This is a genomic window from Novosphingobium sp., assembly GCF_036820275.1.
Classification (GTDB): Bacteria; Pseudomonadota; Alphaproteobacteria; order Sphingomonadales; family Sphingomonadaceae; genus Novosphingobium.
In genome coordinates this window covers 96,796-112,919 of record NZ_DAISLT010000009.1, presented here as the reverse complement: position 1 = coordinate 112,919, position 16,124 = coordinate 96,796, and the positions used below count along the sequence as shown (strand labels likewise).

General features: G+C 66.4%; 13 protein-coding genes. 3 read left to right on the top strand and 10 right to left on the bottom strand.

Annotated elements, in window-relative coordinates:
* Positions 1 to 219 precede the first annotated feature (219 nt).
* Positions 220 to 1,212 carry an enoyl-CoA hydratase/isomerase family protein gene (locus V7066_RS09650; RefSeq protein WP_334182831.1) on the top strand — a complete coding sequence of 331 codons (993 nt, stop codon included), beginning with the start codon at positions 220 to 222 and terminating at the stop codon, positions 1,210 to 1,212.
* On the opposite strand, the gene V7066_RS09645 is transcribed toward V7066_RS09650, so the two are convergent.
* Genes V7066_RS09645 through V7066_RS09625 form a run of 5 tightly spaced genes read right to left on the bottom strand, consistent with a single transcriptional unit; the run spans position 1,135 to position 6,823 of the window.
* Positions 1,135 to 2,565, bottom strand: coding sequence for an amidohydrolase family protein (locus V7066_RS09645; RefSeq protein ID WP_334182830.1), 1,431 nt, complete (start codon positions 2,563 to 2,565; stop codon positions 1,135 to 1,137). The genes V7066_RS09650 and V7066_RS09645 overlap by 78 nt on opposite strands.
* A complete protein-coding gene (locus tag V7066_RS09640) occupies positions 2,559 to 3,755 on the bottom strand; it encodes a CoA transferase (protein WP_334182829.1) in 1,197 nt (398 codons plus the stop codon). The genes V7066_RS09645 and V7066_RS09640 overlap by 7 nt, the downstream gene beginning before the upstream one ends.
* Positions 3,745 to 5,244, bottom strand: a complete 1,500-nt coding sequence (locus V7066_RS09635; protein WP_334182828.1) for a class I adenylate-forming enzyme family protein — start codon at positions 5,242 to 5,244, stop codon at positions 3,745 to 3,747. Before V7066_RS09635 ends, V7066_RS09640 begins: the two co-directional genes overlap by 11 nt.
* Positions 5,245 to 5,268: 24 nt before the next feature.
* Positions 5,269 to 5,559 (bottom strand): hypothetical protein, encoded by a 291-nt coding sequence (locus V7066_RS09630; RefSeq protein WP_334182827.1) that lies wholly within the window; start codon positions 5,557 to 5,559, stop codon positions 5,269 to 5,271.
* A 34-nt stretch (positions 5,560 to 5,593) separates the two neighbouring features.
* Complete coding sequence (locus tag V7066_RS09625) at positions 5,594 to 6,823, bottom strand: CaiB/BaiF CoA transferase family protein (protein ID WP_334182826.1); 1,230 nt, start codon at positions 6,821 to 6,823, stop codon at positions 5,594 to 5,596.
* Positions 6,824 to 7,192: 369 nt separating this feature from the next.
* Between V7066_RS09625 and V7066_RS09620 the strand changes: the two genes are divergently transcribed.
* The gene (locus V7066_RS09620) at positions 7,193 to 7,510 is read left to right on the top strand and encodes a hypothetical protein (RefSeq protein ID WP_334182825.1); all 318 of its coding nucleotides are present in this window, start codon (positions 7,193 to 7,195) and stop codon (positions 7,508 to 7,510) included.
* A 69-nt stretch (positions 7,511 to 7,579) separates the two neighbouring features.
* Here the strand turns inward: V7066_RS09620 and V7066_RS09615 are convergent, their stop codons facing one another.
* The 5 genes from V7066_RS09615 to V7066_RS09595 form a co-directional block, all read right to left on the bottom strand.
* Entirely contained in the window at positions 7,580 to 8,068 is a 489-nt protein-coding gene (locus tag V7066_RS09615) for a MarR family winged helix-turn-helix transcriptional regulator (protein ID WP_334182824.1), read from the bottom strand.
* Positions 8,069 to 8,090: 22 nt separating this feature from the next.
* A complete protein-coding gene (locus V7066_RS09610) occupies positions 8,091 to 9,344 on the bottom strand; it encodes an acetyl-CoA C-acetyltransferase (protein ID WP_334182823.1) in 1,254 nt (417 codons plus the stop codon).
* Positions 9,345 to 9,598: 254 nt separating this feature from the next.
* The gene (locus V7066_RS09605; protein WP_334182822.1) at positions 9,599 to 11,962 is read right to left on the bottom strand and encodes a putative bifunctional diguanylate cyclase/phosphodiesterase; all 2,364 of its coding nucleotides are present in this window, start codon (positions 11,960 to 11,962) and stop codon (positions 9,599 to 9,601) included.
* A 251-nt stretch (positions 11,963 to 12,213) separates the two neighbouring features.
* Complete coding sequence (glmS, locus tag V7066_RS09600; RefSeq protein WP_334182821.1) at positions 12,214 to 14,037, bottom strand: glutamine--fructose-6-phosphate transaminase (isomerizing); 1,824 nt, start codon at positions 14,035 to 14,037, stop codon at positions 12,214 to 12,216.
* A gap of 289 nt (positions 14,038 to 14,326) precedes the next feature.
* On the bottom strand, positions 14,327 to 15,175 hold the full coding sequence (locus V7066_RS09595) for a TIGR00266 family protein (RefSeq protein ID WP_334182820.1): 849 nt from the start codon (positions 15,173 to 15,175) through the stop codon (positions 14,327 to 14,329).
* 311 nt (positions 15,176 to 15,486) lie between these two features.
* Between V7066_RS09595 and V7066_RS09590 the strand changes: the two genes are divergently transcribed.
* Positions 15,487 to 16,095: a diguanylate cyclase gene (locus V7066_RS09590; protein WP_334182819.1), complete on the top strand. Its 609-nt coding sequence runs from the start codon at positions 15,487 to 15,489 to the stop codon at positions 16,093 to 16,095.
* Positions 16,096 to 16,124 lie beyond the last annotated feature (29 nt).

The following is a 16,124-nucleotide window of genomic DNA, read 5'->3' as shown; positions in this document are numbered from 1 at the left end:
GCTTTTTAAAACTGAGGCCAATTCGTTTTTTGCTAAGCTTGGTTATCATCAAGGCGATCAGGCATCAATAGGCTTCGCGCATGCGATGAGTTTTGACCTTCGGGAACGAGGCCGGAACGGCGGAAAACAGCGATTTTTCGGGAAAAGGAATGCGTTCGGAAGCGTTTTTTCTGCGGCGGGCTGGCCAGGAAAGGACTGTCCGTTCATGCTCCAGGGGTAATGGGCGAGAGACCCGAAGCGATGCGGGGCACGATGATTCCGGAGCATGCGATCTTCCGATTGCGCGACTTGGCCGATCCGACCAACCTTCCGGATGTGCCGGTGGCCTTCGTGGATCTATCCCGGGAAGAGGCCGGGTTCGGGGCCGGTCTTTCCGCGCTTCCCGCCATGCCGGTGATCGGCCTGGGACCTTGCGATCATCCGCTGTCTGCGCGCCTGGATGCCGTGCTCGAACCGCGTTTCACGGCTGAGGCTTTGTTCCGTTCGATCTCCGCCAAGCCGCTTGCCGCGCGGGTCGTCACGCAACTGCTGCGTTTGCTGCCGCATCTGCCGGACGAAGAGGCCCTGAACGCGGAGTCGCTGGCTTATGCCACCTTGCAGGGAAGCGAGGCGCACCGCCGCTGGATCGCCGCGCGGTCCTGCGGTGCGGCTGCGGCGGCAGGCCGCGTCCGCCTCTCGCGCGAGGACGATGTTCTGACCGTGACGCTGGACCGCGCGGAAGCGGGCAATGCCATCGACCGCGCGATGCGCGATGCCCTGCACGAGGCTTTCGCGCTCGCCAATGCCGACACTACGATCGCGCGGGTGATCCTGCGGGGCGAGGGCAGGGCCTTCAGTCTCGGTGCCGAGCTTTCCGAATTCGGGACGACGACGGACCCCGCGACTGCCCATGCGATTCGCTGCGCTACGCTGCCGGCACGCGAGGCGGTGCGCTGCGCGGACCGTCTGGAAGTGCATGTCGACGGCGCCTGCGTCGGCTCCGGTCTTGAACTGGCGGCCTTTGCCCGGCGGATCACCGCGACACCGCGCTCGTGGTTCCAGCTGCCCGAACTGGCGATGGGCATTCTTCCGGGGGCGGGAGGCTGCGTCTCGCTGAGCAGGCGAATCGGACGCCAGCGGACTTTGCTGATGGTGCTAGGCGGTCGCCGCCTCGGTGCGCGTGAGGCGCTCGACTGGGGACTGGTCGATGCGCTGGTGGATGACCCGGCCTGAAGCCACGGCGATCCGTACATCCCGGCTGTCGAGCCGTTCGCGGGCTTCATGCCATGGGCGGTCGAGCAGGCAAAGGTCGGCAGGTTCGCCCAGGCCTACGCGGCGTTGACGCGAGAGGTCGAGCGGATCGGCGAGATAGAGCGCGAGGGCCTGTTCCGGCGTCAGCGCTTCCTGCGGCGTGAAGTCCGCGCCCTCGCGGGTTCGGCGCCGGACCGCGGCGCGCATGGCGGCCCAGGGATCGGTGCTGCCGTAAGGCGCGTCGCTTCCGCCCGCGAGCGTCAGTCCGGCGTCGAGCAGGCTGCGCAGGCGATAGAGGTCGGCGTGATGGCGCGCTTCGACCTCGGCGAGATAGCGATCTCCCCGCTCCGCGATGAAATGCGGTTGTACGCAGGCCATGAGGCGCAGGTCGGCCATGCGGATGGCAAGTTCGGGCGGGACGATCGAGGCATGTTCGATACGGTCGCCCTCCCGCGTTCCCGCCGCTTCGAGCAGTGCCAGCGAGAAGACCAGCTCGACCTCGGTCACGCAGTGGATCGCGACGCCGCGCGCCTGTTCGTGCGCGCGGGCGATCCAGCGGCAGGTTTCGTCGAAATCGGGCAGGGCGTTTTCGTGGAGGTGGAGTTTGGCGGGCCCAAGGCGCCAGCCGTCCTGCGGCGCCTCCGCCAGGGACAGTGCCCCGGCCAGGACAAGCGACTGCTTGAGCGCGCCGCCGGCGATCTGGCGGGCGAAATGCCGCGCCATATCCGGGTCGTTGCCGGGCGACATGTCCGTCACCCCGGTCACGCCGCAGGCCGCGAGGCGGTGGCTGGTCGCGGCGAAGTCCGGCGGGGTGGCGGCGAGGGCCTGCTGCAACCAGCGGTCCTCGTCGAACAGCCTGCCGGTGTAGGCTCCGTTCTCGCGTTCGAGACCCGGCGGCGGCGCGGCACGGCTGAGCAGTTCGGCGAGCGCCGCCGAGTTCAGGAACCACATGCGGCCGGTGCGATGCTGCATGCGGAGCGGCCGATGGGAGACGATGGCATCAAGCATCCGCGCATCCGGCAGAGTGCCGCCGAGCACGCTTTCGCAGAAGCCGATGCCGCGCAGCCAATCGCTGCCGGGGCGGGTGAGCGCGGCGGCGAGATCGTCGTGGCCCGTGACTTGCGGCGGCCCGCAGGCGATCGAGGCTTCCCGGACGGCCAGCGCCGCGAGGTGCAGGTGATGATCGTGAAGGCCGGGAAGGAGCGCGCCGCCCTGCGCCTTGATGACCGGTTCGCCCGGACGCGGTTCCAAGCTGCCGATGGCGGTGATGGTGCCGTGCTCGATGCGCATGTCGGCCCGGCCGTGGCCGTAGATCTCGGCATCGAGGATCAGCACGCCACGTTCTCCGTCAGATAGCGTTCGGTATCGATACCGAGGGGGCTGACCGGGGCCGATACTTCGCGCCTGGCGATCGCGGGGAAAGAAGACCCCGTGGCGTCACCCCAGGCGCGCAGTTCCCGCGCCAACAAAGCGGCATCGAAGCTGCGCTCTTCGGCGAGGGCCATCGCGGTGATCGCGCTCATCGACAGGCCGATGCGCTTTGCCGTGCCTTCGCGCAGCGTCCCGAGCACTTCGCGCGCGCCGACGATGCCGGTGAGCGGGTCGGCGATGGCATCCCCGACATAGCCGATCTCGCCGGTCACTTCCGCGAGGGCACGGGACAGGCCGCCCGCAACGCCGCAGTCGTTGCCGATGCCGACCCAGTTCGCCGCTTCCCCGCGCGCGCCGTGGCCCGTGACCGAGAGCCAGACAAGGCCCGGCACCTCGCGCACCAGGGCATCGGCATCGATCCCGAGATGGCGCAGCGCACGCGGCCGGGCGCTTTCGATCACCACGTCGGCGCGCCGGATCAGTGCGACAAGGCGCTGCTTGTCCTCGCGATCGGTCAAATCGACCAGCAGGCTCGCCTTGCCTTGGTTGATGATGTCGAACGTTGCCGGATCGTCGCGGCGGATGAGATCGGGGCGGGTGCGGCTTTCGACTTTCACCACTTCCATGCCCGCTTGCCAGAGCAGGTGTCCGACGAGCGGCCCGGCCCAGATCGCGGAGAGGTCCACGACGAGCGGGCGGCTTTCGCGGCGCGCCCGACAGGACCCGCGTTCGAGCACTTCGATGGGCGCGGAAACCGGCGTTTCGTCGGCACCGGCAACGGGCAGGCCGAGCGCCCGGCCGCGTTCGACGAGTTCGCCGCACGGGTGTTGCAGCACGGCGGCGGCGATGGCGTGGTTGTCGTGGATCGCCAGGTCCGCGTCGCCGAACAGGGCCGGGAGCAGTTCGCGGTCGTCTTCGCGGATCAGGGTCAGTGCGAACCAGCCGCCGTCCTTTGTCGCGAGCAAGCGGCTGCCGCCCAGTCCGGCGGAAATCCGGCCGCCGATGCGGTAGTCGCCATGGGCACCGCGTTCGCCGAGCAAGGTCGCGCCTGCGAGACGGGGAAGGCCGTGGTCGCGGGCGAGCGCCTCCAGTTGCCGGTCGGCCCAGCGCGCCAGCGGGATCGCCGGACCGGAGGCTTCCGCTTCAGCCAGCAAGGAGATCCTTGACCTTTCGCCGCAGCAGCTTGCCCATTTCGTTGTAGGGCAGCTCGGCGAGGAAGACGATCTTCTCGGGCACGCGCGAGGAGCGCAGGCGGGCACGGACGAGATCCTTGAGGTCCGGCTCGGCCGGTTCCGCATGGCCTTCGCGCAGGATCAAGGCAACGCCCACGGTTTCGCCCCATTCCACCGAGGGGATCGCGCAGGCGCAGGCATCGGCGATGGCGGGGTGGGTCAGCAGCACGTCCTCGATCTCGCCCGGAGACATGTTCTCGCCGCCGCGCACGATCACGTCGTCGGCGCGGCCGGAGAGGAACAGGTAGCCGTGCTCGTCCATGTAACCGGCGTCGCGGGTGGGGAACCAGCCCTCGGCGTCGAGCGCGCTCTTTTCCTTGTATTCGCCCGAGACCTGCTCGCCGCGCACGTAGATCTCGCCGGGCTCACCGGCCGGGAGTACCTCTCCGTTCTCGCCGCGAATCTCGATCTCGACGGTCGGGATCGGCTTGCCGAGCGAGGTCAGGCGGGCGCGAACGGCAGGATCGTCGGAGGCCAGCGCCGCGCGGTGGTCCTCCGGGCCGAGCAGGGCCACGGTGGAGCTGGTTTCGGTCAGCCCATAGGCATTGGTGAAGCCGGCTTGCGGGAACAGGTCCAGGGCCTTGCGGATCACTTCGAGCGGCATCTTGCCGCCACCATAGGCGATGGCGCGCAGGCTGGATACGTCGGATGCTTCCATGCGCTCCATCGCCTCGATGATGCGCGAAAGCATCGTCGGCACCACGAAGGCGTTGGAGACGCGCTCCGTGTGCACGAGTTCCAGCCAGCCTTCCGGCGAGAACGCGGGGAGCATGACGATCGTGCGCTGCGCATAGATCGAGGACAGCAGCGCCGAGATTCCGGCGATGTGATAGGGCGGCACCACCACGAGCGCGGCGTCGGCTTCATCGGCGGAGCCGAATTCGACAGTGCCGAGGATATAGCCCAGCAGGTTCGAGTGGCGCAGGATCGCGGCCTTGGGCGCGGCGGTCGTGCCGCTGGTGAAGAGCTGGATCGCGATGCCCTCGCCGGGGTCGTATTCGCGCGCATCCTCGGCGGGGACGGTTTCCTGCGCCTTGAGCGCGAAATCCTCGCGGGCGAGCACGGTGTGGCCCTGTCCACCGGCTATCCGGGTAATGCGCTCCTCGTCGCCGATCACGAGGGCCGGGGCGATGCGGCCGAGCAGGGCCGCCAGATCGGCGTCGGGCAGGCGGTAGTTGAGCGGGCAATAGGGGACGCCCGCCAGCGCCGCGCCGAACACCGCGATCACGGCTGCTTCGCTGCTTTCATCGAGCAAGGCGACATATTGGGCATCGCTTTGCCGGATCAGCTCGAAGGCCCCCCGGGCGGCGGCCAGCAGGTCGCCATATGTCCAACGCTTGCCTTCGCAGACGAGGGCCACGCGGTCGGGAGCGGCTTCCGCCGCCATTTCGAGAAGGAGAGCGATGTTCATCGGATACCCAGATGGTGCCGGAGTTCAGTCGGAGGCGGGGAGCGGTTTGGCGTCCTTGACGACCAGCGCCACCCCGTCGACCGCGAGCGATCCCTTGCCGGGCTTTACGCAGAGCAGTTCGTACTTGCCGTCGGCATCGACGTAGCGCTTGCCCATCAGCGTGCCCGCCGCGAAGTCGGCGGCGAGCGGCGCCGCATCGGCGGGCTTTGCCTCGCCCATCGGCGCGCCGCCACATTCGATCGTGCCCTCGGCGCTGCGGATCACCATGACTTCGGTGTCGCAGGCCGCGCTCTTGAGACGGGTTCCTGGCTTCATCTTCAATTCCTTGTTCGCGTATTTCGAAGGGCGTTCAGGCAATCGCGCCCCTGGCCTTGAGGTCCTCGATCCTGTCCCAGTCCACGCCCAGTTCCATCAGCACGATCTCGGTGTGCTCGGAGGCCTGGGGCGAGCGGGTGGTTTCCAGCGCCTCGCCGTTCCACTGCACCGGGCCGCGCACCAGCTTGAGCGGTTCGCCGCCATCTGCCGCCTCGACTTCCACGAGCAGGTCGTTGGCCAATGCCTGTTCGTCGCCGGAGAGTTCGAGCAGGTTGAGGATCGGCGCCCACTGGCCCTTCAGGGTCTTCAGATGCTCTCGCCAATAGGCGAACGGCTTGCTGGCGAACGCCTCGACCAGAATGTCGCTGGCGGCTTGCGCATTGCGGATCAGGCTGAGGACATCCTGGAAGCGCGGGTCTTCGGCGGCATCGGGGCGGCCGACATGTTCGAACGTGTCGCGGATCAGACCGGTCGGGCTGACCATGCACAAGTTGATCGTGCGTCCGTCCGAGGTCCAGAAATTGCCCATGAAGGGGTTCTTCGCGCTGCCGCCCGAAGAGGGCATCGCGTTGCGCGAGACTACGCCGGTTTCCACCACTTGCGCGATATTGGCGCCGGAGGCCCAGGCGGCCGTGCTCATCAGCGAGACGTCGAGTTCGGTGCCTTCGCCGGTCTTCGCGCGGTGATAGAGCGCGGCGGAGATGCCGCCGGCGATGAACATGCCGCCGATCGAGTCCCCGAAGGCGGGCATGCCCTGCGAGAGCGGGCCGGGCAGTTCGGGCGGGGTCATGCAGTCGGCAATGCCGCTGCGCGACCAGAACGCCGTGCCGTCGAAGCCGCCCTTTTCGCGCTCGGGTCCTTTGTTCCCCCAGGCGCTGCCGCGCGCGTAGATGATCGTCGGATTGGCCGCACGAATGTGCTCGACGTCGAAGCGGTTCTTCTGGCGCACTTGCGGCAGGTAGTTGGTGAGGAAGACGTCGCACTGCTTCGCCAGTTCGTAGAGCAGTTCCTGGCCTTCCTCGGTCGAAAGATCGATGCCGACGCTGCGCTTGCCGCGGTTGGGGTGCTCGAACAGGGTGTGGCGCAGCGGATCGAGCTGCACGCCGCCCATGTTGAGGAAGCCGCGCTGGGTGTCCCCGCGCACCGGGTGCTCGATCTTGATGACGTCCGCGCCCCAGTCGGCGAGGATCGCCCCGGCCGCGGGGGTAAAGGTGAACTGCGCCACTTCGAGGACACGCACCCCTTGCATCACCTTTGTCGACATTTTCCGCCTGTCCCGCCTGATTTTGTTGTGATCGGTCTTTGCACCGGACCTCGCATGGCAGGATTTCCGGGCCTGCCGAGGCCTCTTTCGATTTGAGCGCAAAGGGCAGGGCTGACAAGGCACGCGCCATCGCGGGCACGATCATGCCGGATCGGAGCCGCGCGATACGCTCCCGCGATCTTCCATGCTGTTCTGGCGCCCGGCAGGAGACACGGATTTTCGCGGAGGCGATGGTTGCGTAAACCTCCATGATGGGTGCGCGAAACGCAATTGACTATATGTTCAACAAAACCTAACCTAGGTTAGTAAGTTGAAAAAGCCGCGACGGCTTTCTTCGACAAGTCAAAAAGATCATACGGAGATGCCTAAATGAAGAAGTTCGTTGCGCTCGCTGCCGCTACTTCGGTTGCCTCGTTCGCCCTGGTTCCGGCTGCTTTCGCCGAAACCAGCCAGTCGGTTCAGGCCGTCACGGAAGCCGCCGCGACGCCGCTCGACCTGGCCGCGGGCAAGATGCTCTACATCGGCAACGGCGGCCGCCTCGCGCCGATCTACCGCGTTGCGGCCGACGGCAATCCGCAGGTCATCCTCAACGGCCGCCTCGTCACCGTTCCGGCCGCCAGCCTCGCTTCCGTGGACGGCAAGCTCACCACCTCGCTGTCGAAGAAGGACATCGCTTCGGCGAAGTGAGCCTCTCGCGAAAGAACGAAAAAGGGCGGCTCCATAGGGCCGCCCTTTTCTTTTGCGCGTGGACCGGGATCAGCCGCGGCTGACGTTGTCGTAGATCCGGTTCATGTAATCGCGAAGCTGCTCGACCTCGCTGTCCGAGAAACCGTGAAACATCTTCTCCTCGCCTTCGTCGGCGATCTTGCCGAGCTGGTCGAGCAGGGGGCGGGCCGCTTCGGTGAGATAGACGGCGCGGGCGCGGCGGTCGTCGGCGCGGTCGCGGCGTTCGAGCAGCCCTTCGGCGCAGAGCCGGTCGATCAGGCGACCTGCCGAGGCTTCCGACATTTCCAGATATTCGGCGATCGTGCGCTGGGTCGAACCCGGATAGCGCGAGACCACCGCGATCATCGCCCATTGCGAGCGGGTGACGTTGAGGACGGCCACCTTGCGGTCGAAATTGTTGCGCTGGAGGCGGGAGATCACCGTCATGCGCAGGCCGACCTGCCGCCGCGTGCTGACCTCGCCATCGCTCAGGGCCTCGCCCAGCCTGCCGGTCAGCTTGTCTTCCACCTCGGTTGCCAACTCGATACTCCTTGGACTGCGTTCACACGCGTTCGATGACGATGGCGGGTGCCATGCCCCCGGCAGCGCACATGGTGACGAGGGCATAGCGCCCCCCGCTGCGCTCCAGCTCGTCGAGCGCGGTGCCGATGAGGATGGCTCCGGTGCCCCCGACGGGATGGCCGAGCGCGATCGCGCCACCGTTCGGATTGACCTTCGCGCGGTCGAGGTCAAGGTCGCGGATGAACTTCTCGACGACGACGGCGAAGGCTTCGTTCACTTCCCAGACGTCGATCTGGTCCTTGGTCAGACCGGCCTTGGCGAGGACTTTCCTGGCGGCCGGGACCGGGCCGTTGAGCATCAGGGTAGGGCAGTCGCCGGTCTCGGCCATCGCCACTATGCGGGCGCGAGGTTTCAGGCCGTGCCTTTCGGCATAGTCCTTCGAGGCGAGCAGGATCGCCGAAGCGCCGTCGACGACGCCCGAGGAAATCCCGGCGTGGTGGATCGGCTTGACCTTGAGGTCAGGATAGACCTGGTGGACGAGTTCCAGATAGGTCTTGCCGCCGGGCGCGGAAGGCATGTCGAAGAACATCTCGAAGGCGGGCTTGAGCTGGGCGAGGCTTTCCATGGTCGTGTCCGGGCGCGGATATTCCTCGTGGTCGAGGATCACGTTGCCCTCGTCGTCCTTCACCGTGATCGTCGACTTGTCGAAGCGACCCTCGGCAATGGCGCGGGCGGCGCGGCGCTGGCTCTCGACCCCGAGCGCTTCCAGTTCCGCGCGGGTGATGCCTTCCATCGCGGCGATGGCGTCGGCGGCGACGCCCTGGTTGGTCTGCGGATGCCTGGCCTGGAGACGCGGATTGCCGGCGCCCATGCCCGCGCTGCCGACCCCGGCCTCGCGCATCTTCATGCCGTGGGCATTGGCATAGGAAAGCATGTCCATCCCGCCCGCGATCATGAGGTCGGACATGCCGGACAGGATCATCGCCGAGGCGAGGCTGGTGGCGGTCAGGCTGGAGCCGCAGAAGCGGTTTAGCGTGACGCCGCCCGCCTTCACGTCGTAGCCTGCGTCGAGCGCGGCCATGCGGCCGATGTCGCCGCCTTGCAGGCCGATCGCGGCGGAGACGCCCCAGATCACGTCGTCCACCTCGGCGGTGTCGAAGCGGTTGCGCTCCTTCAGCGCGGCGAGGACGGTGGCGGAAAGGTGCTCCGGGTGCATGGTGGAGAGGGCGCCCTTGCCCACCTTGCCGATGCTGCGCGGCGTGCGGACGGTGTCGATGATATAGGCCTCGGTCACGGTCTGCTCTCCTCCTGGTCCCGGCCGGAAAGCGTGCTGTGCGGCACCCGGCCTGTTCTGTCCGGGGTCATGCTGGCCCACTTGGGGAATTGCAATTGGAGGCCCGTTTCCTATCGCCTTGGCGATTGCTTTCAGGTGAAAGCATATCGCGGGGGCGCGCACCGTCCGGTCTGATGCCGTACCCGCCGTCTGCGCCGCGCCGCCGGGCACGACGGTCGATCTGCAGCAGATCCTGCCGATCTATGGGTAGATTTTCACGCTCCCGAAAAGGCGTGGTTGCGAAACAGCGCGATCGCGTCTTTCGCGGTCATCGGGCGGCCGTAGTAATAGCCCTGAATCTTGCGGCAGCCGAGCTTGCGGATCATCTCGACTTCCTTCTCGGTCTCAGCGCCTTCGGCGGTCGTCGACATGCCGAGGCTGTCGGCCATGGCGACGACGGCGCGGATGATCGCGAGGCTCTCCGCATTGTCGGTCGCCGCGCCCTGCACGAAGGAGCGATCGATCTTGATGGTCGAGAAGCGCAGCTTGCGCAGGTAGCCGAGCGAGGAATAGCCGGTGCCGAAATCGTCGAGCGCCACCTTGCAGCCCAGCGCCATGATCTTTTCCAGCGCCGATCGGGCGAGGGTGGCATCGCGCAGGAAGATGCTTTCGGTCACTTCCAGTTCGAGCCGCGCGGCGGGAAGACCGCTTTCGGTGAGCGCCGAGACGACGCCGGTGACGAAGTTCGGATCGAGGAGCTGCTCGCCCGAGACATTGGCGGCGACGCGGACATGGTCCGGCCAGTTCATCGCTTCCCGGCAGGCTTCGCGCAGCACCCATTCGCCGATCGGGACGATCAGCCGGGTATCCTCGGCCAGCGGGATGAATTTCACCGGGCTGATGGCGCCGTGCTCGCTGCTGTTCCAGCGCAGCAGCGCCTCGAAGCTGACCACCGTTTCGTTCTGCGCATCGACCACCGGCTGGAAATGCAGCGAGAATTCCTTGCGCTCCAGCGCGTTGCGCATTGCCGCTTCCAGCTTGCGCCGCTCCTCGGCATGGGCGTGGAGGGCAGGCTCGTAGGAGAAGTGTGCGTTGCCGCCTTCGTCCTTCGAGCGATAGAGCGCGAGATCGGCATTGCGCATCAGGGTTTCCACCGCCTCGCCGTCGCGCGGGCCGATGGCCGAGCCGATCGAGGCGCCGACGAACAGCGTGTGGTTGTCGATCTCATAGGCCTGCGACAGGCTCTGGATCACGCGCTGCGCCACGCGCTCGACATAGCCGAGATCGGAGGCGTCGCGGATGACGATGGCGAATTCGTCGCCGCCGAGACGGCCGCAGACTTCGCGTTCGGTCATCTGCTCCTTCAGCCGCTCGGCCACGCGGGCCAGCAGCTGGTCGCCGACATGGTGGCCCAGCGTGTCGTTGACCGCCTTGAAGCGGTCGAGGTCGATCATCAGGAAGGCGCAGCGCAGGCGCCACTGCGCGGCATGGGACAGCGCCTCGCCCAGCGCCTCGCCCAGCATCAGCCGGTTGGGCATGCCGGTAAGCGGGTCGTAGCGCGCGAGCCAGGCGATCTTGTCGGAATTCTCCCGCGCCTCGGTCATGTCGGAGCCGACGCCGCGAAAGCCGTCGAACTGGCCGTTCTCGTCGATCTGCGGGGTGCCGGAGAGTTCCCACCAGCGCGGCCTGCCGCCGATGGTGACGCGGATCAGCAGGTTGGAGAAGGTCTCTCGCCGCTTGAGGCGTTCGGCAAGGTCATGGAGGCTGGCCGGGAAGTCGCCGGCTTCCCAGTCCGATCCGGCAATGAGCTGGAGGAACGGCATGCCTTCGATCGCACTCGCTTCCTTGCCGAGCGCAAAGGCGAAGCGGGGGGACACGGCGCGGACGCGGCGGGCGGGGTCGATCTGCCACAGCCAGTCGGCCTCGCCGTCCTCGAACTCGCGCAAAAGCAGCGAGACCACTTCGTCCCGCTCGACCATGCCCGCTTCGGCGACTTTCCCGATCAGGAACTGCCGGGCGGACTGGACGGTGCCGGCCACGACGACGGTGATGAAGGCCGAGGCGACGAGGGCCATGTCGAACAGGCCGAGCAGCAGGAAACAGGCGATCGCCGAGCCGCCGGTGAGGCCGGTGAAAACCAGCGTACCGAGCGGAACGCCCGGGATCAGTACGGCGAAAGCCGTCATCAGCATGGCCAGCACGGTCCAGAGCTTGACCTGGACCTGGGGATCGAGAAACGGCCCGAAGCCGCAGACCGGGATCGACCAGACCAGGCCCTTTGCCAGAGTGGCCATGAGGTAGGAGCGGGTTTCGCCGGGGTGCAGGCTGCGTCCCTCGACAGCGGAAACGGCGCGGTCGACGCGGGCGCCGTACCAGGCGGCGGCACAGACGAGGACGGCCCAGCCCAGCACGATCACGGGATCAAGGTGCGGTGCCAGCAATCCGGCCGCGGCCAGCATCGCGGCCAGTTGCGTCACGGCCCGCGCGACGGGCGCGCGGCGCAGGCTGGAATACTGGATGCCGCGCAGGCGCGCCCAATCTCCTCCCGGTTCACCATCCGCTGGCTGATGCAGCCCGAGGATGGCGGAGACCGGCAGCTCCTTGGGGAGCGGTTGAATGGCGTGCGGCCGCTTTCTCACACCTAAAGACTTACCGGGCGAAGGGTTATCGACCGGTAAACCATAAGGCATTTCCGCGATGGGAGGAAACACCCCTGCGACGGGAGAAAACCGCCGATTTCATGATCTACCTATCCTAAGTCATCCTGAACTTGTTTCAGGATCCATTCCTGACCATCAGCGGCAGCCAGATCGGCGAGATGGATCCTGAAACAAGTTCAGGATGACGAAGTCATTTAGCCGGGCTGGGCTTTATAGCAAACAACCCCTAGCTATTCGACCGTGACGCTCTTGGCGAGGTTGCGCGGCTGGTCGACGTCGGTGCCCTTCACGCAGGCGACGTGATAGGCAAGGAGCTGCACCGGCACGGCATAGACCAGCGGCGCGATCAGCGGGTGGACGCGCGGCATCTCGATCGTGGCGATGCAGCCTTCGCCCGCTTCGGCAATGCCCTCGGCGTCGGAGATCAGCACGACCTTGCCGCCGCGTGCGCGCACTTCCTGCATGTTGCTGACGGTCTTTTCGAACAGCGGGCCGGAAGGGGCGAGGACGATCACCGGCACGGCCTCGTCGATCAGCGCGATGGGGCCGTGCTTCATCTCGCCCGAGGCATAGCCTTCGGCGTGGATGTAGCTGATTTCCTTCAGCTTCAGCGCGCCTTCGAGGGCCAGCGGATAGTCCGGACCGCGGCCGAGGTAGAGCACGTCGCGGGCAGGGGCGATGAGGTGCGCCATCGCGGCGATCTCTTCGTCGAAAGCGAGCGCGGCGTTGAGGCTGGCGGGCGTCTGCAGCAGGTGCTGGACGATCTCGGTTTCCTCGGCCCGATCCATGCGTCCGCGCTTGACCGCGAGATGGGCCGCGAGGGCTGCCAGCACGGCAAGCTGGCACGAGAAGGCCTTGGTGGAGGCGACGCCGATTTCCGGTCCGGCGTGGGTCGGCAGCAGCAGGTCCGCCTCGCGCGCCATCGTGCTGGTGGGCACGTTGACGACGACGGCGATGGTCTGTCCGGCCGCCTTGCAGTGCTTCAGCGCGGCGAGGGTATCGGCCGTCTCGCCCGACTGGGAGATGAACAGGGCAAGGCCGCCCGGCTCCAGCACGGGATCGCGGTAGCGGAACTCGGAGGCCACATCGATGTCGACCGGCAGGCGGGCGAAAGTCTCGATCCAGTACTTCGCGACCATGCCCGCGTAGAAGCTGGTGCCGCAGGCGACGATGGTGATGCGCTTGATCGCCGAAAGGTCGAAATCGATCTGCGGCAGGGCGACCGACTGGTCCACCTGGTGGATGTAGCTGCGCAGGGTCTGCGCCACCACGGTCGGCTGCTCGAAGATCTCCTTCTGCATGAAGTGGCGGTAATTGCCCTTCTCGATGGCGACCGCCGAAGCGCCGGAGGAGACGATCTCGCGCTCCACCGGGTTGTTGTCGGCATCGAAAATGCGCGCGCCGTCGCGGGTGATGACCACCCAGTCGCCTTCCTCAAGGTAGGAGATGCGCTGCGTCAGCGGGGCGAGGGCGAGGGCGTCCGAGCCGAGGTAGGTTTCGCCCTCCCCATAGCCCACGACCAGCGGCGAGCCGAGGCGGGCGCCGATCAGCAGGTCCGGGCTCTGGCGGAAGGCGATGGCGAGCGCGAAGGCGCCGCGCAGCTGCGGGAGTACGAGCTTCACGGCCTCTTCCGGCGAGAGCCCAGCTTCGACCTGTTCGGAAACGAGGTGGGCGACCACTTCGGTATCGGTCTGGCTCTCGAAGGTGCGGCCGCGCGATTCGAGGGCTTCGCGCAGCGGCTTGAAGTTCTCGATGATGCCGTTGTGGACGAGCGCGAGGTGCTCGGTCGCATGCGGGTGGGCATTGGCGGCGGTGGGGGCGCCGTGGGTGGCCCAGCGGGTGTGGGCGATGCCGATCAGGCCCTGTGCCGGATCGCGGGCCAGTTCGTTCACGAGGTTGACCAGCTTGCCCTGCGCACGGCGGCGGATCAGTTGCCCGTTCTCGACCGTGCAGACGCCGGCGCTGTCATAGCCGCGATATTCCATGCGGCGCAGGCCGTCGACGAGCCGATCCGCGACCTGTTCCTTGCCGACGATGCCGATGATTCCACACATGCGCTTGATGTACCCTGGTTCGAGCCGAAACTGCCTTGCCGATATACCGATAATGGTTGGCGTTTGGTGGCGCCACCATGAAGGCTTGGTAATGTGTGCAAAGTGGATGGGTTATCGGATGTAATCCACCCGTCTCGGAGTCTCTTCGAAAATCCGCCGCAGGCGGATTTTGGCGGCACCAGCCCACGCCCCCACCCGGTCTCCCATCCAGGATACACTAGTGGGAGGCCGGTGGGGCGTGGGCTGGTGCCGCCAAAAATGCTCTTTTGGGCATTTTTCAAACGGAATCTCAGTCGTCTCCGCTGAGCAAGGTCCCGATTCCCGCGACGGCACCCAGGCCGAGCAGGGTGCTCTCCCCGCGATTCTGTCCGCCATAGGGCACGGCGGCGGCCATCATCCGTCCCGCGAGGCGCGAGAAGGGCAGTGACTGGATCCACACCTTTCCGGGGCCGCGCAGGCGCGCGAAGAACACGCCTTCGCCGCCGAAGATCATCGACTTGACCGAGCCTGCGCGCACCACGTCGAAGTCGATGCCGGAGGTGAAGGCGGCGACGCAGCCGGTGTCGATATGGAGTTCCTCGCCCGGTCCCAGAGTCTTTTCGATCACGGTGCCGCCCATCTGCACGAAGACCCAGCCGTCGCCTTCGAGGCGCTGCATGATGAAGCCTTCGCCGCCGAACAGGCCGGTCATGATCTTCTGCTGGAAATGGACGCCGATGGAGACGCCGCGCGCAGCGCAGAGGAAGGCGTCCTTCTGGCAGATCAGGCGGCCGTCCACGTCATCGAGCTTGATCGGCACGATCGAGCCGGGAATCGGTGCGGCAAAGGCGACTCGCGCCTTGCCGCGTCCTTCGTGCGTGAACACGGTGGTGAACAGGCTCTCGCCGGTGACGAGGCGCTTGCCCGCGCCCAGCAGCTTGCCCATGAAGCCCCCGCCCTGCTGCTCGGAACCGTCGCCGAATACGGTGGACATGGCGATGGAGGAATCCTTCCAGACCATCGCGCCGGCTTCCGCCACCGCGCTTTCGCCTGGGTCCAGCTCGATCTCGACGAACTGGAGTTCCGCGCCCTTGATCTCGAAATCGACATCGTCGGCGATCGCGGAATTGCGGCTGTGGCTCCAGGGGTTGTTCGGCATGGATACTCCGGTGAACGAGAAAGATTCCGTGCCTGCTATCTGGGTTTCGTGAAAGTTCTTGTCAAACCGCGCTCGTCGGATAGTCTGGCCTCTTCGACGAACACTGTTCCGACGAAAATCGCCCGGCAAATACCTTATGGGGTCAAGAAGTACCCCGTGGATGCAAGACTGGGGCGTGATCGGTGTTCCTGGAGAGGATAACACCGATGAACTTCATCAAGAGGTCGGTTTCATTTGCTTTTATCGGGCTAGCCGCAGTGGCTTGCTCTGGACCTGTTTTCGCGCGCGACATCGGCGGGAGCGCTGCGGTGGTGAACACCGCGCTTCATGTCGAGAGCCGGAATGACGTGAGCAAGGGCTTCGCGTTGATCCGGGCGGGCAAGCCCGCGCAGGCGGTCAAGATGTTCGATTCGGTGATTCTCGCCAGCGAACAGGCGTTGGGCGGCGATGCCCGTCCGCGTCTCTGCCAGTCGTCCGCGTCCGATGCGCCGGTCGCGGCGGGCAAGGCGGTGGCGGTCAGCAGCGCCGTCTGCGATGCGCACTTCGGCAAGGGGTTTGCGCTTGTCGATCTCGGGCGCGGTGATCTGGCCGAGGCCGAACTGCGCCGGGCCACCGAACTGGCGCCGGAGAATGCGCACTTCGCCAACGAATACGCCGAACTGTTCAAGTCACGCCGGGAATGGCAGCAGTCTTACGACTTGTTTTCCCATGCCTGGGCGATCGTCGACAAGGCTCCCAAGGGTAGCGATGCGCCGGTAGCGGCGCGCGCGCTGCGCGGCATGGGCTACAACAAGATCGAGATGGGCCAGCTCGACGATGCGGCGAAGCTGTTTCGCCAGTCGCTGGACTATGACCCCGCCAATGTCGGGGCCAAGACCGAACTGGACTTCATCGCACAGAAGCAGGCCATCGGCGCCTGATCTCTGGGTTCGTCAGGGAGGGCGGGCGG